At 45.4% G+C, this 23,416-nt stretch carries 5 protein-coding genes; 4 read left to right on the forward strand and 1 reads right to left on the reverse strand.

The genetic code is table 11. The annotated features are described in order from the left end of the window. Positions 1-19: 19 nt before the first annotated feature. The 4 genes from JIN82_RS08675 to JIN82_RS08690 are packed head-to-tail and all read left to right on the forward strand — an operon-like array spanning position 20 to position 22,031. On the forward strand, positions 20-8,914 hold the full coding sequence (locus tag JIN82_RS08675; protein ID WP_200311237.1) for a hypothetical protein: 8,895 nt from the start codon (positions 20-22) through the stop codon (positions 8,912-8,914). A gap of 21 nt (positions 8,915-8,935) precedes the next feature. Next, a complete protein-coding gene (locus tag JIN82_RS08680) occupies positions 8,936-11,599 on the forward strand; it encodes a cadherin-like domain-containing protein (RefSeq protein WP_200311238.1) in 2,664 nt (887 codons plus the stop codon). Positions 11,600-11,627: 28 nt separating this feature from the next. After that, positions 11,628-12,656 carry a peptidylprolyl isomerase gene (locus JIN82_RS08685; protein ID WP_200311239.1) on the forward strand — a complete coding sequence of 343 codons (1,029 nt, stop codon included), beginning with the start codon at positions 11,628-11,630 and terminating at the stop codon, positions 12,654-12,656. 27 nt (positions 12,657-12,683) lie between these two features. Beyond that, positions 12,684-22,031, forward strand: a complete 9,348-nt coding sequence (locus JIN82_RS08690) for an Ig-like domain-containing protein (protein WP_200311240.1) — start codon at positions 12,684-12,686, stop codon at positions 22,029-22,031. A gap of 63 nt (positions 22,032-22,094) precedes the next feature. Here the strand turns inward: JIN82_RS08690 and JIN82_RS08695 are convergent, their stop codons facing one another. Further along, positions 22,095-23,156, reverse strand: coding sequence for a prolyl oligopeptidase family serine peptidase (locus JIN82_RS08695; RefSeq protein WP_200311241.1), 1,062 nt, complete (start codon positions 23,154-23,156; stop codon positions 22,095-22,097). Between the last annotated feature and the right edge of the window lie 260 nt (positions 23,157-23,416).

The raw sequence follows: 23,416 nt of genomic DNA on the forward strand, positions 1-23,416 counted from the left end.
TATTTTAACCAAACTTCTCATGAATAAATTATTCAAGAATATCGCCCTCATATTGCTCGTTCTTAGCTCAGCTGCAATAGCTCAGCTAGATCAGCCAGAGATTTTCCTCAAGACAATTCCAGCTGGCTTCCAGACAGTGGATATTGATGATGATGGGTATGGTAATAACTATGTCTTAGGTGTCCGCGATGGCAGAGCGATCATTGTTAAATATGATTCATCGGGTAACACAGTGTCGGATGAAGATATTGACCTCGGCGGGATTACACCTATCGCATTTGACGTCGTTAATCAGCCAACGGGCTGTGACATCTATGTGGTTTCTTCTTCAAGGTTAGTAAAGTACACGATCGATTACGGCACAGGTGCTCAGTCGCTAGCGATAAACCGAGGTCTCTACAATGGTGTTGTCGATGTGACCTATGCTGAAGCAACTGATAAACTATTTATAGCCTTTCAAGTCGGCAATATTCCACCATACGTAATGGTGTATACCAATGAAGGTGCATCATTTCAGGAGTACCTTGTGTACGATCACCTTGGCTGGCAAAATCAATCAGTTCGCTCAATAGCAAGTGATGATCAGGGCAATCTCTATCTGGTAGGTAATACTGGATCAAATGCTAACAGTAATTGGGGTGGCTATAGGCCTAATGTTTCAGGTTCGGTGAGCTCTAACCGACCATATATCGTAAAAACAAAATCTGATTTTACACAATATACTCTAGAGCAACCTAGCAACATTGATTACGCCTTTGATGTACATTTTAATAATGGTTGGGTCTACGTCACAGGTAGTGATGTAAGTGATACCGAGCTATTTGTTGAGAGATTTGATACATCTTTGGAGAGTAGTAAGATCCTCAAGGTTACTAACCCAAGTTATTCTAACCTGACTCCCGTTACCGCGAGTAATTTCAAAAAGTTCAACGTTTCGGCGGATGCTCTGGATAATATTTTCCTGACTGGTTTTGTTGGAGCTGGCACAACAAAGTTCTACGAAGACGGGAGCTCAGATGAATTTTCCAGTGTGGCGACGACTGGTGATTCTGCTTATGTGGCTAAATTGAATTCAAATTTTGAATACGAATGGGTCAAGACTCCGGTACAGGCACCATTTCCTGAGTTAGGTTCTCATTTACGACTAAATTGGGATGCTGTGAATTCACGACTTTGGTGGTCAGGTAGTTTCAAAGGCATCAATGGAATCACAATGCAAGAGGGCGCTGATGCAAGCACAGCCAAAACATTGCCGTTCGAGATCAGTAAATGGCAAGGTTTCACAGCTGTATTCGAGCCTGACGGTGAGTTTACGCAGGTTGTTGATTTTTCTTTAGTGACAGATTATGCCAAAAATATTGTCACCATAAATGGTAGCCAATTGGAAAGTGCTGATGAGACTTTGTCACTCATTGTTGACTCTAACATCACTATTCGTTCGCCGCGCACCGTCTATTCATATAATGGCGAGGATGATGGGGATAAGGGCTTAGTGGAAGGGGCAGAGACTTCAGATATCAACGGGGAGATTGGAGATAAACTGATTTTTAATTATGCGGATACCCGGTATTCATTCATCAACTTCTCAGTTAACAGTGTTGTTGAGGATAGTAATGCAACGGTTTATAACTTTGATTTGACTCAGTCGACTACCGTCAAGTTAGAGTGGTTTGTTGAATATGCTTTGGAAGTGGACTCTTATTTAGACGACACCAATAGCCGAGCTACAGTCTCACCTAACGATACATCATATGTACCTAGACTTGATTCTAAAGCTTCTGGCAATCCTCTGCCATCCGTCGGTAAACATTGGATAGAGAAAGATTTACCTGTTGTTATGGAGATTAATGGGGCGGTTGAAAACCTTACACTGCATCCAGGTCTAGCAATTAGGTATGTGCCATGGCGTTACCGTCTAACTGGTGTGGCGACTGGTAACGAGAATGCTGAACCATCTGCTACTAGCTCGGGAACATTTGAGACCGTTGAAGATCGTCAGCAGCTTAAGGAGTTCAAGATGACTGGGCCAGCTACGGTGACTTATGACTGGAAACTACAGTATGGTGTGAGTACGAATGGTAGTAATTCAGCTGCTGACAGCCAGTTGCTAATTGAGGTTGTTGGAGACCCTCCTACGCCGACTACTACACAGAATGATCACATTGGCGGCGGTCTAGCATGGTTTGATGATAGTACAGTGCTGAAAATTTGTGCTCCGAGAAATCTAGCGGTAAACAGTGGATTGCTAGAAATTTCCGGCTGGTTTAATGGCGATAATCATATCTTTAGTCCAACAGAGGGAACCTTTGATACTAGCCAGAGTAACATATTCTCTGCAGATCAGCTAAATGATGGATTCTCCACCTACACACCATCGGCTGGTGATTTTGCTGGTGAGGAATACGTCTGTAAGCAAGTTACTCTGGATAGACCAGCAGTGGCTACTTGGAACTATGGAGCCAAAGTGATCTACAAGTCAGTTCAGATAGGCGAATACATTCAGTTTACTGCAGAGGAAATTGCTCAATATGGTCTGATCGTTTCTCAGCAACCTACTTTGGAATCATCTAGCGGATCTGGATCTGATGGTGTAGCCACTTCTAACGATTTCATTTGGGATGACGTAGCTAAAAGATTCTTTGCTGTGCGCCCTATTGAGATGAACCTTCTCTGGGCGACAACAACTGGGCAAGTAGCAAAAGTTAATCTGACCTCGGACTGGGGTACGCCTAACTACAAGTATATTGCTAACGCCCCAGCTGTTTCTCTAATTCCTCGCCCGCCAGTGAATGAGCCAAACGATCTGGTATTCCAGAGCGTGGCCTACACCAATGCAGGTGGCGAAGTGGACGATGAAGTTAATTTCTCCGCAAATGCTGATGGTTATACCGTGCTTGAATTCAACCGCATCACAACTTCTGGTCGTGGTGGCACGGCGCAAAATGTAGTGGAGCTTAAAGTCGTAAGAAGTGATTTTTGGGATACAAATCTAGCGGCGCCGATAAGCAAAAATATAGGTGAGAAGATCACAAGTGATAAAGATCTAGCTGATCTTGGTACTGGTTATGTATTTTTCCCTAATGCACGTTTCAACCCGTATATTTATAACCGTGAGCTTTTTATTGGCGGAGCTATCTGGGATGAAGCTAATGCTCCTGGTCCAGTCATTGCTGTTAATAAGAACCCAACGGAGAGTGAAGCTAATGGCGACTTGTTTGTTGTGCTATGGTACGATGATCCTAGTCTAAATGATTATATTCTCTGGCCATATATTGCTGAGCGATATTCTCCTGACTGGCCGGCTAATCCTGGACGCATATTAATGTCTAGCGGTTATGGTAGTGAAAGTGTCGCGGCTGACGGATCAGAGCAAAACGTGGTCGAGGCCAGCACTATCGATGGCGTTGATGTAGCAGCGTCTACCACCTTTGACCCTGCTAGGTTCGAGCAAGTTCAGATTTATGTTCAGGACAATGCATTATTACCTGGGTATAACCCTAACGAGGAGCACGCACTAATGGCTCCATCGCTTAGGTATGCTGCTGTGGCACCACGCCCACTGGCGGCCTACGCAATGCGCGATAATGACTTAAACTTAGCTACGGAAAATGCATCTTATACATCTCACCCGTATGTTTTGGTGCAGTTTTTGGATAAGCTAGAAAATGAATTTAAGATGAAAGTCTATCAGGTGGTTCGCGAGGATTTAGCGAACTACCCAAATGGTTTCTCATCTGAGATGGAAGCTGGTGAGCCAGTGATTCCGTTTTACCCATTAGGTGTGGTTAGTGGCGCGACTCTGTGCAAAGCAAACTATGCAAAGGAAGGTGATCCAGCGAAGTTAGTGTATTGGACTGACCACAAGGGAACCTCATGGGCGGTTTCTGGTGAGGGAGAGTTTACTAGCTATTTTTACTATCCACTGAGTACAGATTTCTGGTGGCCTGGAGGCGCTAAGTCAGTGGGTGAGTGCGTTGCATGGCTACCTAATAATGCGACTGCTAGGAATGCAGATCAATTTGATATTGAATATGATAAGCCAGACCAAGTGCCAGCTGCACAGGGTGTTGACTATGCTACGGTTTGGCCGCTTGATTTGCCTACCATTAAGGTAGGCGAAACGCTGACTTTTGCTGGTGGTGAATATGCCGCTGATAATCCAGAAAGCCCAGGCTTACCAGGTGTGTTAGCGTGGTCAGCTGGTGAAGTCATTTATGATGATCTTAACCCAGATATGCGTGAAGGCAGCACGAGTACGGATGGAAAGGATTTCGATTCTTACACTGCGCGCATGATCTCAGCTCTTGAAGAACGCCGTGTATCTTTGCCTGTAGCTCTGTTCCCTGAGGAATTACTTCCAGCTACGGGGAGAACGACTGTGGATGGAACGGTCTATCTATTTGACGAGCTATCCTCATCATTGAAGAAGAGAATTTTTTATAACCCACTAACTGGTGAGTTAGGGATCAAGGGAGTTCTCAATGATAAAGACATTTCCGATGATACACTCACAGCTGCACCGCCAGCAGTTTACGTGCTAGAGCCAAATATCCTCACGCAAACAGAATATGACGAGTTGCTAGGTACTGGTGATGGTAGCCCATTTGGTGATGTGAATGCTAATGAGAATTGGCGCAATGCTGTCACTGCTTTGTTCAAACTAAGCCGTAACCCTAATCAGCTGACTGATAACCGTATTACCGTAGGAAATTCTTACACAGCTGGTTTGCAGGTCCAATCATTTGAGCAACCAGATGGATCTAGCATCGATGATGACAATTATGCTGAGTCCTATCAAGCGATGGGGCCAGGCCTCGCATTGGTTACTAACCCAGCATTCCTCGACCCGAATGATAGCTCATTGCCAGATGTTAGCTATATCACTCTAGCTGAAAATAATGATAGTAGCCTAGGCGGCTCTCCAGTAATTTTGCATGTGATCAAAGTGGATCGCAGAGAGCGTTATCGCGGTGCAATCAAGGTGGTTCTCTCTGATAACGTTTTTGATGAAAATATCATTCTCAGACATACGGGCGACTTTGGTGCTGCGCCAGATGATTTGGTTTTCGACTGGTGGTATCGTGTTGAAGATGGAACTGAAGCATTGCCACCAGATCAAATTGCCGCTGGCGAGTTGAACCCGTGGAAGCTCTTCCCAGATCCTTCTGATAATAATGGTGTTGGATTCTCGCAACTGGCACTCAAGGGTAACCCGCAAGCTCCAGAATTGCTGTTAGCTGATTCTCTGTGGTTCGTGCGTTACCGCCATAAAGATGAGACTCCGGATGATCCTATTTCTTGGGAGCGATCACCTGAGATTCCTTATGAATGGGCTGGTGCTGGTAACTCTCGACCTGGTGACTATCAGGCTCAGTTAGCTCAAGGTTGGGTGAAGCGTGTCTTAGATGCCGTCAATCCGTACGAAGCTCGCATCAGCGACTTCACAGGTGATAGCCCTTCCACTTACGCCAGCATGATCCAACAATTTGGTCAACGATACGAAGGACCTGTGGCGCTCAACCCAGACAAAAATGTCATTGAGAATGTTGGCTTGATTGAGCTCTATTCGACGGTACTTGATCGTGCTCGTAGTCTGAGTATCGATCTATCGACACCAGTTTCGACACCAGGTATCACTAACGCATTGTTATTAGCGTCTACCCGCTTGGCTGACTTTTACATGCTGCTAGGTAATGAAGCGTATACCGATGCGATGGATCCGACGATTGGTCACGGCTCAGATAGTGCTAGCTATGGATATCTAGCTCCTACCGTATTTACTTTCCAGAACCAGCTGAGTTCGAAGATAGAAGAAGAGTTAGCGCTGCTGCGCGGTGTTGATGACTATAAGGCACGCCCCGTTTATAACCGCCTGTTCTGGAACTTCACCAAAGGGGAAGGTGAGGCTGCATACGCGACTTCTTATAACATTTCCGACGTTACCAAGGATGGTTTCATTAACGAAGATGATGCAATGGTGCTTTACCCACAAGGGCATGGCGACGCATGGGGGCATTACCTAACTGCTATTGGCGGTCAATACGCGCTATTAAATTCACCATTCTTTAACTGGGTGTCGCGTTCAGAGCTCTACAGCCTGCAAGATGTCGTTTTTGAAGTCGACTTCTTAGATGAACGTAAATTTGCGCAAGTGGCGGCAGCTAAGGCAAAGGCCGGCGCTCAAATTGTCGACCTAAGTTATAGATCTAGCTACGTGGCTGATCCTGAATCTCAGTGGCAAGGCTATCTGGATACGGATAGTGAACGTGCATGGGGTGTGGAGGGATCTGCGCGTCGTGCTGGCCAAGCGGCTTACTTTGACTGGGTCACTGCAAATGCTTTGATTCCATCAGTTCATCCTAACTCAAGTAAAACAGGCATCGAGAAGGTTGATCGCACAACGGTTAAGGATATTGCTGTGATTTCAGCTAACATGAATGCGATCCAACTGACCTATGAGCAGGCAAATAATGGATACAATCCATTAGGTCTAGCTGGCAATACGGTGCCATTTGACATTGATCCTAACGACTTGGGAGAAAACGCATCTGGAGCTAGCCACTTCGAACAGGTTTACGAGCGTGCTGTTGTTGCCTTGAGTAACGCGGCTACGATGTTTGATAATGCTAACAAGATTGATAACTTGCTGCGCAATATCGAGAATACTGAGATCGATTTCCGTCGTTCCGTTTTCGAAGAGGACATGGCCTATAGAAACCAACTCATTGAGATCTTTGGTACACCTTATGCTGGAACCATTGGTTCCGGAAGCCTCTACCCAGCTGGTTATGATGGTCCAGATACCTCACTCTACATGTATGTAGACAAGCAGGTGCGAGAAATTACCGCCGATACAGTTCCGGGAATGACATCAGGCTTCGAGTCTGACATAGAAGATATTAGTGATAGTTTCTCAGATTTTACTGATACTGACTATCGAGCTAACTTTGCGCCATCGTTCTCTAGCAATAATCCATCTGATTGGTTCAGTAATTTTGATGGAGTGAATTACATCACAACTGATAGCAACGGGATAAGCTTTGACTCTGATTCAGCTAGAGTTGGCTTAACAAATATGCAGCTGCCGATTAAGGCATCGGGTTATACCTTTGAGGCCCCTGATAGTTGGGGGGCTCGTGCAAATCCTGGGCAATTGCAATTGCATATCTCAGCGATGATTCAAAAAGAAGCTGAGTTAGCTAAAGCAATTGCTGCATGGGATGGTTTCCAAGGTGGTGTCGTTAGACAACTACGCTTGATAGCAGCTCAAGAGGACATGGACGACGATGTTCGTGGATTGTTGGCTGGGAAAATTGCCAATAATACGATCTTAGGTGCCACGATTGTGGGATTAAAAACAGCGGCTAATGTGATGGATACACTAGCAGACCTTACGCCAGAAACGGCTGCCGTGCCATCGAAGTTTATTCCTACAACATTACCTACTGCCGGTTTCTCATTCTCACCAGGTGATGCCCTAGCTGCTGCTCGAGGTGCCCTTAGTGTGATTGGTCTTGGTGTTGAAGTCACATTGAAGGCGGGCGTTGTCGCCGCTAATGGCGTGACAGATTTAGCTGAGCTAACAAAAGACCTCATCGATATGGGTCTCGACTATGAGATTGATGATGAAGAGCGCAGTTTCGCTATGAAGCAGGCTCTAGTTGAGCTGGAAAACATGGTGGGGGATGAAGGAATCCTTCGTGTTGAGGTCTACAGACAACAAGAAGCACTTCGTGCTCTATCCGATGAATACCGAGCCATCTTGCTCAAAGGTGCTCGTTTGATAGATGAACGTGAAGCCTACAATAAGCGCGTCGCTGAGTTAGTTCAGCGGAATCGTTATCAGGATATGTCATTCCGCGTTTCTAGGAATGCCGCGTTAGCGCGGTATCGTGAAGCTTTTGATCTAGCTGCTCGCTATGCTTATCTTGCAGCTAAGGCGTATGATTACGAAACTAACCTACATGCTGATGATGCGGGCTCCGCTCAGGCAATACTAACTGATATCGTCCGTGAGCGCAGCATTGGGTATATTTCCAAGAGTACGCCTAATCAGGGGTATGGTGGATTGGCTGAAAGTCTAGCGGATCTGAAGGCTAACTATGATGTATTGAAAGGCCAGCTGGGCTTGAATAACCCGCAAGCTGAGTCAGGGCGATTCTCCTTGAGACGCGAACTCTATCGTATTTCAACGGATAGCAGCTCAGATACTAACTGGCGCGATCAGCTGGCTGCGAAAAAAGTAGATAACTTGTGGGATCTACCTGAGTTCCGTCGTTATTGTCGTCCATTTGCAGCCTACGACCCAGCAGTCGCGGAACCTGGTCTGGTGATCGATTTTACCTCAGAGATTATCGCAGGTAAGAACTTCTTTGGTCAGGCTCTAGCTGGTGGCGACAACGCTTATGACCCAACGAATTTCTCTACCAAAATCTTCTCTGTGGGGGCATGGTTTGAGGGCTACTTGAGTGATAGTTTCACGAGTGGTTTATCTGAAACACCACGCGTCTATCTAGTGCCAGTGGGCTCTGATGTCATGATGTATCCTTCGGATAACCAACTCGGAGTTAGAATGTGGGATGTCTTGGATCAGAAAATTCCAGTTCCTTATCCTGTTATTGACTCTAACCTAGACGATAACGCTTGGCGACCACTGGATACACTTGGCGGTACAGATGCTGAAATCCGCAGGTTCTCAAGCTTCAGGGCTTACCCTGATAGTGGTAGCTTTGCGGCTGACGAGATGACCTTTGATACACGTCTGGTAGGCCGCTCAGTTTGGAATACCCGCTGGCTGTTAATTATACCTGGTAGAACTCTAAAGGCAGATGCAGACGATGGACTGCAGACATTTATCGATAACGTGAGTGATATTAAGCTCTACTTCCAGACTTACGGTTTCTCAGGAAACTAAACCTTCGACCACTCAAATAGAATGATGAAAATGATCTCTAATTTATTTGCAATAGGCGCATTATTGCTGGCTGCAACGAGTAGCTTGTTAGCTGCTACTGTGCCGGAACCCTCCACGCTTATTTATGGCAAGGTTTTGCATAGGCTCTATGGAAACGAGCATCAGCTGACTGAGGGAAGTTTAGTTTGGACACTGCAAAGTGATACTGGTGAGCTATATACATATACCAGCGAGCTAGAAAACATTGCTGATACCTATTCTTATAAAATTGATATTCCACACCAGGTGTTAGCCTCCGGGTTGAGCGTAGATGATTCAGTAGTGCCTCTCGCTGCTGGTGAGACTAGATATGACTTTGTCTCTATCACATTGAATGGTTCGCCAGCTAAGATCATGTGGTCACAGAGTGATTATGTAGATCTGCTGCAAAACTCACGAGCTGAAACTCATCGCATCGACCTAGAAGTTTCTTTTGATCTTACGGATACGGACGGCGACGGCATACCAGATTGGTGGGAAAAGAAATATGGTCTAGACTGGCAAATTCCTGACGGAGAACTTGATTCAGATAATGATGGGCGTGAAAACCTTCCCGAATATCTGGGAGGGAGTGATCCACTAAATGATGATACGATTCCTTCTATCAAGTCTAGCCAGCTAGCTATGTTTGGTGAGAGCGCCAATGGCTTGTGGATTCGCTCAATTGATATTGATAGTCAGCCAGCTGATTTAGTTTATACCTTATCGTCACTTCCTGAAGGTGGTTCAATCGATTTGATTTCAGAGCTCGGTGATGCTAACGAATTGGCTGTTGGTGACAACTTTACTCAAGCGCAGCTAGATAGTGGCCTAGTATTCTATCAACATAGTGAGATAGACGTGGTAAAAACATCCTTTGAGCTCACCCTGAGCGATGGCGAGAATGTGTCAGCTCCTACAGAGATTACTTTGGATATTTTCCAGCCTGTGGATGAGAACGAGCTTCTAGTTGATGATTCAAGTACCCCTGACTGGTGGCGTGATGAAAATCTCATTTTTGAAAACTACTGGAAATTACGTCAAAATGTACTGAGCGGAGATTTGGTTGAGTCCGTATTGATGTATACTCTGGGTAAAGATTATAGCTGGAAATTGTGGGACCAACGGGTTGAAACACTTCCTGTAGAGCTGAATGTTAGTTCAGCTGGATCACACTTCATCCTAGGCGGCAGTGAAGATGATGATCTATCAGGTGGCGCTGCTGATGATATTCTCAATGGTGGCAAAGGTGAAGATAGACTCAGCGGTGGCGGAGGAATTGACCTATTTATGGTTACCGATCTCGGTTTAGAAACGATTGTCGATTTTGATTTCGATCAAGATGTTCTAGACTTGAGTGATTTGCCAACGGTTAGCACGGGTGAGCTAGATCATTTCCTTAATGTGACAAGTCACGACGGTGGCAGCCTTATCGGCGTCGATGTTGATGGTGATGCAAGTGGGTTTGATGATGCCCAAATCAAACTTGAGGGTATAAATGTTAGCCAGAACGACCTCAATGTTCTCTGGTCACGAGGCCAGCTGTTATTGAGTGATATTCAGGGGCAGTCATCTGTTTCTCTAGTCGATGCTAGTGAGCTCGAGGTAGAAGAAGGCTACTCGACTTCTATCATTACATTATTACGTCAAGGGCCGATCTCTCAGCCTCTGACTATTTCATTAGCCTATTCGGGTAATGCAACTAACGGTCAGGATTATAAAGAGCTGCCTGATTCGCTGACATTCCCAGCAAATGTTGCCACGGTAGAATTACAGCTAGACCCAATTTTTGATGGTCTCGTAGAAAGTGTTGAGCAAGTCGATATCGCGCTGTTAGAAGGTGATGGTTATGTGTTAGCTTCTGAGTCTTCTATCCAGCTCAAAATCGTTGACGCCAAGCAACGCTTCAGCATCCAGGCTGTAGATTTGGCGGCTGTGGTTAATGAAGGTCCTGCCTATATGCTTATCAGTCGTCAGGGACCATCAACTAGTATTGTGCAATTGTTACTAAATGTGAATGGATCTGCTGTCCGTGGAGTTGATTATACAGCGATTAACTCCTTGGTAACTTTTCCAAATGGTCAGCGCAGTGTTTATCTGCCAGTTGAAGCTCTAGCTGGCGGAGACCTTGGTGATGGCGAAGCTAGTAAGAAGGTGGTCGTTGATATCAAACCTAGTCTTAATGAAGACTATTTGATAGGCGATTCTCCATCAGCATCGATTCGCCTGCTATCAAACATACAAGATTATGATAGCTGGTTAGAAGCTGAACTGGCAAATAATGATGATGATTCAGGAGGTGGCTCAGACTCTGTTGTTTCTCCAAGAACTGGCTTGCCGCAACTTCTTGAGTACGCCTCGTCATTTGGATTAGATTTATCCGATGGGGTTTCCGCTGAGGAGCGCTCAGCTCTAACTCCTCAGTTAGTACTGAATGATAGCGGCACATATGTGCAGTATTCTCAGAGGCTTAATGATCCTAGCTTGAAGTACACTTTGGAACTCTCCTATGACATGGTCACGTGGTTTAGCGGTGAGGAGTATTTCCGTCAGGTGGAGATCAGCGAGGAGGAGGAGAATGCCGGACGAGTTTGTTTTGAGTTGCTCGAGTCCGCGGATGCCACAGGAGCGTATTTCCGCGTGGAGGTTGAGGTCATCAGCGAGTAGGCCCAATCTATCTAGTGAAAACATTAACATGAATCCTTCGAAACAGAACTGGATCAAGCACAGGCGGGCCACAGCGTGGTCTGCATGTGGACTTGCTGGTGTTTTATTGAGCTTGTTAGCTACATCTTGTAAACGTGAACCGTCCGCTGAATCTGATGCGAGCTCAGTTAGTGATCCACCAATTGCGATCACTATTGGTGAGCGCGAGGTTAGTTTGTTTGAGCTTCAAGCTGAGTTAGATCACTTGCAGAGCCGTCAGCATCCGATCTCCAGAAACCGTGAGGTATTCATTGAATCTACGGTGGAGAGGCTAATCGCGGTAGAAAAGGCTAAGGAGTTAGGTTTGCATCAAGATCCAGAGCTTCGCCGTCAATGGGAGAATTTATTAATTGGTAAGCTTAAACGTGAGGCGATTCAGCGAGCTCTAGATGATGTTTCTGTCGATGAGCTTGAGTTAGAAACTTACTACAATGAAAACCTCGACCGGTATACGCAGGCGGGGCAGGTACATCTTGCCATGCTCTATCTGAGTGTGCCGACGTCTGCGGATGACAGTCAGAGAGAATCTATCTATTCTAAAATGGCTGAAGCGCGTGAACTCGCTCTATCACTTCCAGCTGACACTCATGGGTTCGGCTCCATGGCGATGAAGTATTCAGAGGAAGCCACGAGTAGATTCAAAGGTGGTGATATTGGCTGGCTGAAACAAGGGCTGAGTCAGTACCGCTGGCCAAATGAGGTGATTGAGAGTGCGTTTAAGTCAGCTGATGTGGATAGCCTGAGTGACATTATTTCGTGTGCTGACGGCTATTATTTGCTGAAGAAAATAGACTCTCGTGATCCTATCGTTAGGCCGTTAAACCGACAGTTAGCGCATTCACTTGAAAGTGAATTACTCAAACAAAAACGTCAGGCCCGGCAAGAGGAGATCTCTGCCAGTTGGGCTGTTGAGTATTCTCCCACATTGAATGATGAGACCATTTCAAAACTTAAATTTGCATCCCAACCATCAGCAGCTTCCCAAATGGCTGCTCAACCTTTTCCTGCAGCCAAATGATCTTTTGCTGCAATCACCCTTTTTATCATGACCTCTAATTACTCATTAATTTCACGTAGTGGATTTAAACTACTGGCGATCTCCTATTTTGGATTCACAGCTGTTGCGGCAGCTGTAGTTCCAGATGCGGAAGATGATGATCTGACTGGATCTTCTGTGGACCAAGATGTTGTTTCTAAAATCACTGAGGTTAGCCTGACAGCCAATGATGCTGGTGACGGCAAATACATTGATTCAGTAAGTAGTTCTAGCAATCTAAATGCGGCTGTTAGCTGGAGTGAAGATGACTCAGAGGTAAGCTACGACCCAAGAGGTGTTGCTGCATTGATTGCGCTCCCCGAAGGTAGTTCAGTTGAGGATACTTTTACCTACAGTCTAGCAGGAACTGATGGAAATAGTACTTCTACAGCAACGGTTACTTTACAGGTTGACGGGGTTAATGACAGTCCTGCCATATCGGGTATCTCCAGTGTTAATCTAGCTGTTGATGATGACGACGATACAAAGACCCCGTTCACGGGAGTATCTATCACTGACCCTGATACCGGTGAGACAGTGACGGTCACGGTGTCCGTTTCAAATCAAAATTACGGGACTTTCACCAACCTAAATGGATTCTCCCTGCTACAAAATGGCAACTATGAATTTACTGGTAGTGTTAGTGATGCGACTACGAAAGTAGCTGGACTACGTTTTGTGCCAGCTGAAAATATTTTCAAGCGAGACGTCTCTTACCCAGTTACTTTGACTGTTTCAGTCGATGACGGTGATGCTCCAGCTGTATCTGATACACGCAACGTAACGGTGACGTCGATCAATGACACCCCGACCATTTCAGTATCTAATGTTAGTGAGCTTAATGATAACGTTAGTTCTGCAATTTTTTCTTCAGCTGTTCTGACTGACCCAGATTACGATGAAAGTTTAACTGTATCCATTACCTTTGACGAAGATAAGGGGAGTTTTCCTGCTGCAGCGGGAACTTTTTCCGGCTCAGGAGCTAGCAGAAATCTACAGCTTGATAGTGCTACACTGGCAGTCGCACAATCCACTTTGCGCGCCTTGGTCTTTACGCCGACTGAAAATATATCAGTAGTCGGTGAAACGGATACATTGTCTTTTGCTCTTTCTGTTTCTGATGGGAAAGCTAGCGGCAATGACAACATGACTGTTGGGGTAAAGTCTATCAATGATACCCCTGAGCTGAGCAGCCCTGCTAACGATTTTTTGAATTTATCTAGCGGCCAGCTAGCAGCACCGTTTCCGGATGTGACACTAACTGATCCAGATTATGAGGCCGACGATACCTCAGATAATGGAGGGGTTACAGGAGGAACTACACCAAAGGTAGCTGAGTATACAGTGACTCTAATTTTGGAGGGGTCACCAACAGGCACTATCATTTCAGATTTCTTAGACCTAGACGCGGATAGCGACGAGGGGGAACCTGGAGATACGGTCTACACTTATTTGGGCAGTAGGGTGGAAGCTCAAAGTGCCATTCAAGGTGCTCAGTTTTTGTCGCCGGATCTAGCTGGTGATTTTGTCATCACATTATTTGTGAATGACGACAACGTAGATTCTAATGAAGTGTCAGTGACCGCTAGGGTATCACTGCCATTGCCGTCGATGTCAGGTTTGGTCGACGGGCAAGAAGTCTCAGACAAGGGGCTCATTTTTCCCTTTGCTACTGCGGCGTTTAACAATTTTGGAGGCAGCCGAGAGGTGGCTATCAAGCTCGATGATGATAGCAAGGGGTCATTCGATATATTGAGTGGATTTACCAAAGATACAGATACCTTAGAGTATATTTTTGTAGGCAATTCAGCTGAGGCTACTGATGCGATTCAAAATTTACGCTACCGACCTACAGAGAATATCATTGTTGGGGATAGTGCCGATGTGCAGTTTGCTATTGAAGTTAGAACGGTTAACGCAATACCAGGCTCACCTTCAGACACACTATCGGTGAAGGTGACAGCGGTGAATGATGCCCCAGTGATCCTGAGTGATGGCCCTGAGCATAGAATCAATGATGACGAGTCGACGCAACCCTTCGCGGACATGGAGATTGCCGATGTAGACGATGCTGGTGAGCAATTATTGAATGTAGAAATTACACTTGTTGGTGAGGATACAGAAACAAATGCCGCGAAAGCTGGAGGCGGAATTATTGAGAGCCTTGTCTCTGTAGCTGGCGTAAATTTCGTAGAAGACGGTGTTAGCCCATCAGTGACATATAAATTCAGTGGCTCAGCGGCTGAAGTGACCAGCGTTCTGCAGGGGCTTAAATTTACTCCTGACGCCAACCGAAATGCTGTGGGGAGACAGGAGACCGTTAGTTTTACAGTTTATGTTGCCGATCTTGATGGCTTAGAGGCTTTGGATCAAGAAACGACTGTGGTGGTTACCTCAGTAAATGGTGCGCCGCAGATTACCGGTATTCCTGATCTAAGCGCTCAGCCAGCTCCTCTACCAGCTGTTGGCAATGGCGTGATGAACCCGTTTGCTGACCTAGAGGTTACTGATGAAGAGAATCTAACTTTTACTATCACTCTGGATAATCCCGATAAAGGAAGTTTAAGCGAGGATGTTGATGGTTTCACCCTAGCCGACGGTGTGTATAGCATGACTGATAAATCAGATGATGAAATTACAGCAGCCTTGCAGGCCTTGGTCTATACTTTAGATCCAGATTATGACGAGTTTCCTGATGAGCAGTTAGGTTTAACTACCTTTACTCTGGAAGCTAAAGACTCCACGAATACAACCACGGAGGTATTTACTGTATTCATTCGCGACCGTATTGTGTCGCATATCGTTTCTAGCTCAGCTGATAGTGGTGAGGGATCTCTGCGAGAAGCGATTGCTCTAGCTGGCAACGGAGACACAATCGTATTCAATTTTCCAACAGAAGAATTTGCTGTAACGATCGAGCTAGCAAGCACGCTGACAGTTAATAAAAACCTCAGGATTATGGGTTCAGGTGTGGATGAGTTGTGTCTATCGGGTGGCCAGAGCGTAGCTTTGTTTAATGTAACAGGCGCTGCGCACTTAGCTATTGAACAACTCACGCTCAAAGATGGTGCTGCAGCTTCATACGGCGGTGCCATTTCTCTAGAAGATGGATCGCATTTGTTTGCTAGAAATTGTAGTTTTGAAGGCAATACAGCGGGCCAGTTTGGTGGAGCTATTGAAGCTTATGAAAGTAGTATTGATGTCGAACAATGTTTGTTCTATCAGAACTCAGTAGCTGGCTCCACAGCTAAGGCTGGTGGCGCTATTTCTCTATCAACGACTCTGGCTTGTAGCATACGTAATTGTACATTTGTTGAAAACCAGCAGCTCAACATCAGCGGTATAGGTGGCGGGGCAGTTTTGGCTCTCAATACGGATGTATCTAGGGATGTAGATGTATTGTTCGAGCATTGTACTTTCAAAGATAATACTGATGCTGCTGGAAATGGTAGTGCTTTGTTGACTGCCAACTCAGGCATGACAACTCAGCTGAGAAATAACATTTTAGCTGATGTTGAGGGGCTTGTGTTGGATGTTGTCGGTGGCGGATTTGCTGAATCCTTAGGCGGAAATTTTGCCACAGACGATACCGTCACAACTTATACTCTGAATAACCAACAGAATGTTATTCTGCTAAATCACCCGACTGACCAACGTGAGCTTGATCCATTGCTAGACTCATTGGCTGATAATTTTGGGGCGACAAAGACATGTGCCTTATTATCTGGCAGTCTTGCTATTGATAAAGCGATCGTTGTAGCTGATACGAGTGAGACTGTAGGTGCCGACCAGCGAGGCTTTTGGCGTGGTGAGTCGCTAGCTGATATCGGAGCTCATGAAGTTGGAGCTTTCAAGCGAATTAATATTAACGAGATTTATGTGCAGGGCGGGGTCTCAACCGATTTTATCGAGTTTTATAATCCACGTGATTCACAGGCGCTAGACCTAGCTGGCTTACAGTTGTTTATTGATGGTGAATACGTGCAGACTTTTACTACACAATCTGTCGACGTAGGCAGCGGCTATGTTTGGTATTCTACCGTGGACCTGGATAGTGAAACTGGGACGATCGAGCTGAAAAATGCAGCTGATCAGTCAGTTCTGTTCGTTAGTTACTGCGCAAGCTTTACCGTGAATGGAGAAGATGAAGATGTCAGTGGCCAATCTATCACCCGCTACCCTCGATACGAAGGAGGTTTCCTTCCTCACCAGTTTGTAGTGGAAAATGTGACTGGCACAGTTGGTGGAGACAGCACTTCTCCTGGTGATGATGTAGATGGATCAGTGCTCGGAGGCGGAAATGCACCTCCGATAGCTGAAGCTGATGTCAATGATGATCTGACCCATGTATTTGAGGTAGTAGCTGATCAGCTGAGCATGCTAGATGTTATCTCTAATGATATTGAATTTGACCGTACTGATTTTCTTAAACTCACGGATGTGATGCCTCTATCCGCTGGTGTGGCAATAAGTTCAGAGTTAGAAAGTGTTGATGGTGATGAGAACAACTCTAGCGGTAATATTACTCTCAGCGGTTTGCCTGTAGGAGTTGAGTCAAGTTTATCTCCCGGAGGCGCCGACGTGACAGTATCTTCTGATAGTCTGATGGTTTCTTATGACCCGACGGAGTCTGCTCTACTCACTGCCTTAGCTGTTGGGGAGACACTCACAGATGTATGGGCGTACACGATTCAGGACTTTAATGAGGATACAGAAAGTGCTCAGTCTCGCGGTGATGATATCGACGCTAAAACCAAGAACATCAAGAAGGCGACGAGCTACTTCACCGTTCAGGTGACAGGCGTTAATGAGGCTCCCGAAGCAAATGACGACTCAGTTTCTACTTACGAAAATCAAGCTATTAGAATACTGGCAGATGCTAGTTTATTATCAGATACCAATTTTAACTATGGTGATTTGGCTTCTGACTATCAGGAGTATGATGAGTCAGGTGAGTTAGTGACATTGTTGCCACCAGTTCCAACATTGGCTATTCTAGCGAATGATGATGATGTTGATAATGATGATACCAATGCATCATTGTTGTTGGAGGCTGTGCATACTTCGGAAGTGGCAGCTAACACCTTAGTCTCAATCAGTGAATTGGATGCTACTATTACTCTGGATATCAGGGCTGATCGTGAGGAAACAAGTATCTTATACGATCCTCGTAGCTCAGAGATTCTCAATGCACTTAGTAAAAACGAGACTGTGGTAGATACATTCTATTATTCTATCGTCGATAGTCATGGAGCGCGCGGTGTTGCCAAAATCTCTGTGACGGTGACAGGTGTGAATGATGTGCCGACGGCTACAGATGATAGCGGTATTATTACTGATGAAGATATCGAGTTAACGATATTGGCTGCTGATCTGTTATCTAATGATACAGACCCAGATCAAAATGACAGCGGACAAGAAGACGATCCGACTATTCTTCTTCCATTCCCGAGTGTTTCGGAGTCAGGGGCAGCTTTGTTGTTCGACGGAACTAATATTAGCTACGACCCTAGAACGATCGATAACTATGATGAATTGGCTAGAAATGAGACTTTGATAGATTCCTTCGTTTATACTATTTCGGATAGTAACGGTGGTCAAAGTTCCGCGACAGTTTACATTACTGTTGAGGGGAGAAATGACAGCCCTCAAGCTAACGATGACTTTTTGGCAGTAGATGAAAATAGTCTAACTAATGTATCGTTTTCTGATGGCTTGCTGGATAATGATGTGGAGATAGATATCAATGGATCTACTCCAGATGATCAGCCATGGATTCTAGCGCAAAGGCAGTTGAGTTCAGCTTTAGGCGCCACGCTTAATATAAACCCTGATGGTAGCTTTAGCTTCGATGCGAATTCGTCACTAATTGATAGCTTGAAAGAAGGGGAAAAAGTTCAAGAGGTATTCCCTTACATCATCGTTGATAATAGCCGTACTCAAGCTGTCGACGATACTTTTAAACTGCTATCTGATAGTGTTAGTGTCAGTTTGGAGGTTCTAGCGAATGACGCCGTTGTCGGATCGGCACCTCTTAGCATTTCTAGTTTCACAGTGGACCCAGAAAATGCTCAGTTAGTTATCATTGAGTCAGGTGATCATGGATTACAAGATGGCCTGCTGATCAAGATCGATTCTTATGTGGGTGAAGGTTCCTATAATGGTGTACATGCGATCACAGTTATTGATAGGGACCATTTCAGCATTGAGTCAGCCTATACCGATGACCCAGCTGGCTCACGAGGCCATTGGACTCCTTGGTTTAACATCAGCCTAGTTAGTGATGGGAGCATGGGTGGTGACTTAGTTATCGTTGGCGGCCAGCAGATAGAATACACGCCACCTGTAGGTTTTTATGGTACTGAGAGCTTCAGCTATACAATTGAAGACGGTGTGGGGGGACAAGATGTTGCTGAAGTCGAGTTGCTCGTGATAGATCCGCAGGTGAATGGGCTATTGAGCGCAAGTAATGATACCTTCCGCATTGGCATGGGGGAGTCAGAAGTTGTTGTCGATGTGCTCGCCAATGATAGTATACTGCCAGCACTTGGCTCAGACTTGACGATTACACTTGTTGACCCAGTCGCGAGCGCTACAGGAACTGTCGAGCTTGTCGACGGTGGTAAATTACTGAAGTATACGCCTGATGATCAGAGCACAGAAATTGAAGAATCCTTCACGTACACAGTTCTTGGAAATGGTAGTTTGACTACACAAGCCACAGTAACTTTCCAGGTTGAGGATCGCAGTGATTTGTTACAAGGAGCTGATGATGCATTTTTTGTTATCTATGGTAGCGCTGATAATGTTTTGGATGTGTTAGCTAATGATTCAAGCCTGCCGACATATCCAGTTGACTCTGAAGTTGTCGCGGTTAATGGAGATGCTGATAGTGCCGTTAGCTCATCAGGTGGGACGGTTTCGTTGGTTGATGGTGAAGTGCTCTACACACCACCAAGTTCAATTTTGACGGATACGTTTACCTACACATCGCGTGACCTGAGTGGATCGACGACGACACAGACGGTTAAAGTACGCATTGTACCAGTCGATCAAAATTTCTATGCTAGTGATGACCATTACATCGTCAAAGCTGGCTCAGACAAAGTTACACTTCCTGTACTCATAAATGATGCTGCTGTTGATAACGATACGGCTGTGATAGAAATTGTTAATTTTGGTCTCAATACTGATTTGCCTCCAAATGTTGAACGTGTGGCGATTGCTGGGGGGACAAGTATTGAATATACACCACCGGCAAGTGCTACGACAGAAGACTTCAATTACGAGATCTCTATAGGCACGCTTGATCGTCGTGAGGCAAAAATCACGATTACTGTAGTTGATAGCTTCGTTGATTTAGCGGACCCTCAGGATGACTTCTATCACGTTGAAAAGAATGCCAGTGCGCAAATTTTGGATGTCTTATTAAATGATATTCCGTACCCAGCAGCTGGCTGGACGTGGTCAGTGTCTTCTATCAATAACTTCAGCCACGGAGGTAGCGCTGAGCTTGTTGGAGATGGAACGGCAATTTCTTATACTCCAGCGCTTGGGTTCTTTGGTGTTGAAACTTTTGAATACACCATTGTTGATGAGTTTGGTGACAGCGAAACTGCACAGGTTACTGTTACTGTTGGTGAGCAACATACATCTCCTGATGAGTTTGTCGTGCTACAGGATAGTTTGAATAACTCTATCAATGTGCTGTTGAATGATGATCTGCTGGAAGCTTATGCGACTGATTATACCATCGCGACAGTGAGCTCGCCTAGTGCGGGAGGCTCAGTTTCAGTCATTGGCACCGCGCCAAATAATTACATTCAGTATATTCCTCTAGCTGGTTATGTTGGAGAAGAGACATTCTCCTACGAAGTGAGCGATCGCTCAGGCGGGGCTCTAGTTGAGCAAGTTTCTATCAATGTTTTAGCTGCTGATGGAGATCGAGATGTCGCTGAGCTTACCGTTGAAATCACAGGGGTTAACGACGTACCGGTTGTTGGGCCAGTTGTTGATGGCGCAATTAATGATAAAGAGACTGTTGCTCCGTTTGCAGGCATCACGCTATCAGATGTGGATGAAGCGGGGCTTCAGCTGCAAACTGCAACCATCAATTTTGACTCTAGCTACGGCACTGCCACAGCAGCGTTGATGAGCAAAATCTCAGCTGGTTCATATACAGTGACTGGAACTCCGAGCCAGGTCGCTAATGCTCTAGCTGGATTTGTATTTGATCCATTTGAGAATCACATCGATTACGTATCACCTGGCTCAGCTGGCGTTGATTTTAGCTTAAGCATTACTGATGGATATATCCCGTCGCCGATCAATTTGGTATCAACTATCATCGTAACTCCAGTGAATGATGGGCCAACTGTGGCGCAGGCAATTGCGAATCAAGTTGTGCAGTTAGGTGCTGCTACTCGGGCAATCTATTTGCCTGACTACTTTGCTGATGTAGATGACGACGTGTACACGGATGATCTCTTCTGGTCTGTTGTCTCAACTTCTAATGCTAGTATCTTTGATTCTGTAGAGACTGATAATAACAAGTCTCTGTTAGTGCTAGATTTCTCATCGGACAATGCTGGGCAATCTTCAATAACAGTTCAAGGTGCTGATCGCGGTCAACTCGTGGCCTCTATAACATTCTCAGTGACGGTTGAAGGGCCTCCAGTCATTCAGCTAGCCAATGGGCAGACTCAGCCAGAGGCTGGCTATCAGACTCGCTATTTACCGTTATCAACATATAGAGAGTATAGACAATCATTCAGGGTTACTAATGAAGGATCGCTTCCAGTCGACTCGTTCATTGTACGTGTATCAGATTTGAGCAACAACTTCTCGTTCATCAATCTTGATAGAGGAAGCTATAGCTCAGATGAAAATGGTACGTCGTCTAATTTCTTAGATGATACCCACTCCTCAGTAGGAGTTAGTGTTGCGGAGGTATCGAAATATCAGGCTTATGACGTGAAGTATGATTATACCTTAGCTGCGGGAGAGTCGGTAGTTGTTCACCTGACATATGAGCTTTTCTCTAGCATCTATATCAACGTGAGACCAAATATCGAAATTGTACTCAGTGCTCGCGAGCTTGTACTTACTGAAGGTGTAACTGGAATTACCAGAACAAGCACTGGTGGCTATCAGTTGACCTTAAACCTCGAAGCTGGTAAACAATACAAGCTGCAGTATTCTAAAGATATGGATGTGTGGTCAGACTGGCTAACTGAAATTCCTGTAAGTGAATTTTCAAGGCAGTTGATAGTAGTTGATGACGGATTCAATACGGATTCACATCCATCTAATGACCGTGAAAGGTTCTATCGAATGGTTGAAATATCAGTAGATTAGGCATTTAAGATTTGTGCCGCTAGCTCGCGGCACGTAGTTAGTTTTGGGTATTGGGCTAGATATTTAATCTAGCTCAATGCCTTTCAGGGCATCGATACAGTGGATGTTGATGAACTCTCTACATTCGCCACTGAGTTGCATGAAGTCTAACTTGATGTTTTTGTTATCAGCGGTGACCAGCGTGATCATGCCTCTGTCGTGTTTTACAAATCTAGCAGTCAGTGATGACCCCGCTGTGGACGTCCATGTTCTCATGCTTCTAGCTTTGGCGATGGCAGCTTTTTGTTTTTTGATCTCAGGGTTTTCGCCCATCCAAGCAAGGGCTTCGCGCAATGCTTCAGCTGGCGCTGGTGTGTGTGCCATCAATGGTGAGTTGATGAATTTATAGTCTAACTTTGTCTTCTCCCACTCCTTGCTAGTTTTGATAATCTCAGCGTAATTTTGGTCTTTAGAGCCACTGATAACGCACCATTTCTTTTGTTTTCGTGGTGAACTATTAATGTCAGACATGCTAACGCCTGGGAAGTGACCAATGCCTCTGGTAGGGAGATAGCTCTGTGCCGCGTGGCTGATAGCGCCTTGAAAGTACTCTGGATAGATCATTTGCGTCATCATAGCCATGTGGCCACCGCCAGAGAATCCGCCGATGTAGACACGCTCTCTATCGATGTTATAGAATTTAAATGCGTGCGCCATGCTGTCGACGGCCAGTACAATTCTCCGCCATGATGATTGTGAGTTAGATGTGCCATCTGGGCTCACATAGATGATACCTAATTCATCAAATAGCTCGCGGTATTCAGAGGAGGCTCTGTGCTCAAGTTGGTCGTTGGGGCGGATGTGAACGTATAAGCCAAATGCTTGATCGGGGGTATAATCGGCAGGTACGTAGATATTTAGCGTGTGCTCGCTCTGTTTGTATTCAACACATTCTTCGGGACTAATGTCGTTAGCGTTGCGCCATGTTGAAGGGATTCTATCTCTCTTGAACATCTGGTAGACGCTCTTAGGGATTTTGCCACTGAAGTAGTCTTCAGTATCAGCAAAGAGTTTGGCCTTGATAGGCACTTTAGACATCATGCCGGTTTCATAATCATCGATGTCAGCGGAAGCGCTTGTGATCATAGCTAAGCTAGTGAGCATGGCTGTGATCTGGAGACTGATGGAACTCATTACTGGAATCGCTTTCATTGTGTTTTGTAGAGAAAATCCAATGACTATGGCTCGGCGAATCCAAGGATCCAGACTTTCGTGATGTGTGATCGTTTGTTCCTTAGTTGTAAATCTATTCGAACTTGTTCCGGCTGTGTGATGGGTGCGGTTTTTTATGGAAAAAGTAAAGGCCCAGCTGGATGTACCAGCTGGGCCCAACAATAAGATGATGA

Source organism: Persicirhabdus sediminis (assembly GCF_016595495.1).
GTDB lineage: Bacteria > Verrucomicrobiota > Verrucomicrobiia > Verrucomicrobiales > Akkermansiaceae > Persicirhabdus > Persicirhabdus sediminis.

What these genes read in the sequence shown, in the direction of transcription:
- JIN82_RS08695 (WP_200311241.1), bottom strand. Translation starts at nt 23,156, where the DNA reads ATGATCACAAGCGCTTCCGCTGACATCGATGATTATGAAACCGGCATG.
- JIN82_RS08680 (WP_200311238.1), top strand. Translation starts at nt 8,936, where the DNA reads ATGATGAAAATGATCTCTAATTTATTTGCAATAGGCGCATTATTGCTG.
- JIN82_RS08685 (WP_200311239.1), top strand. Translation starts at nt 11,628, where the DNA reads ATGAATCCTTCGAAACAGAACTGGATCAAGCACAGGCGGGCCACAGCG.
- JIN82_RS08675 (WP_200311237.1), top strand. Translation starts at nt 20, where the DNA reads ATGAATAAATTATTCAAGAATATCGCCCTCATATTGCTCGTTCTTAGC.
- JIN82_RS08690 (WP_200311240.1), top strand. Translation starts at nt 12,684, where the DNA reads ATGACCTCTAATTACTCATTAATTTCACGTAGTGGATTTAAACTACTG.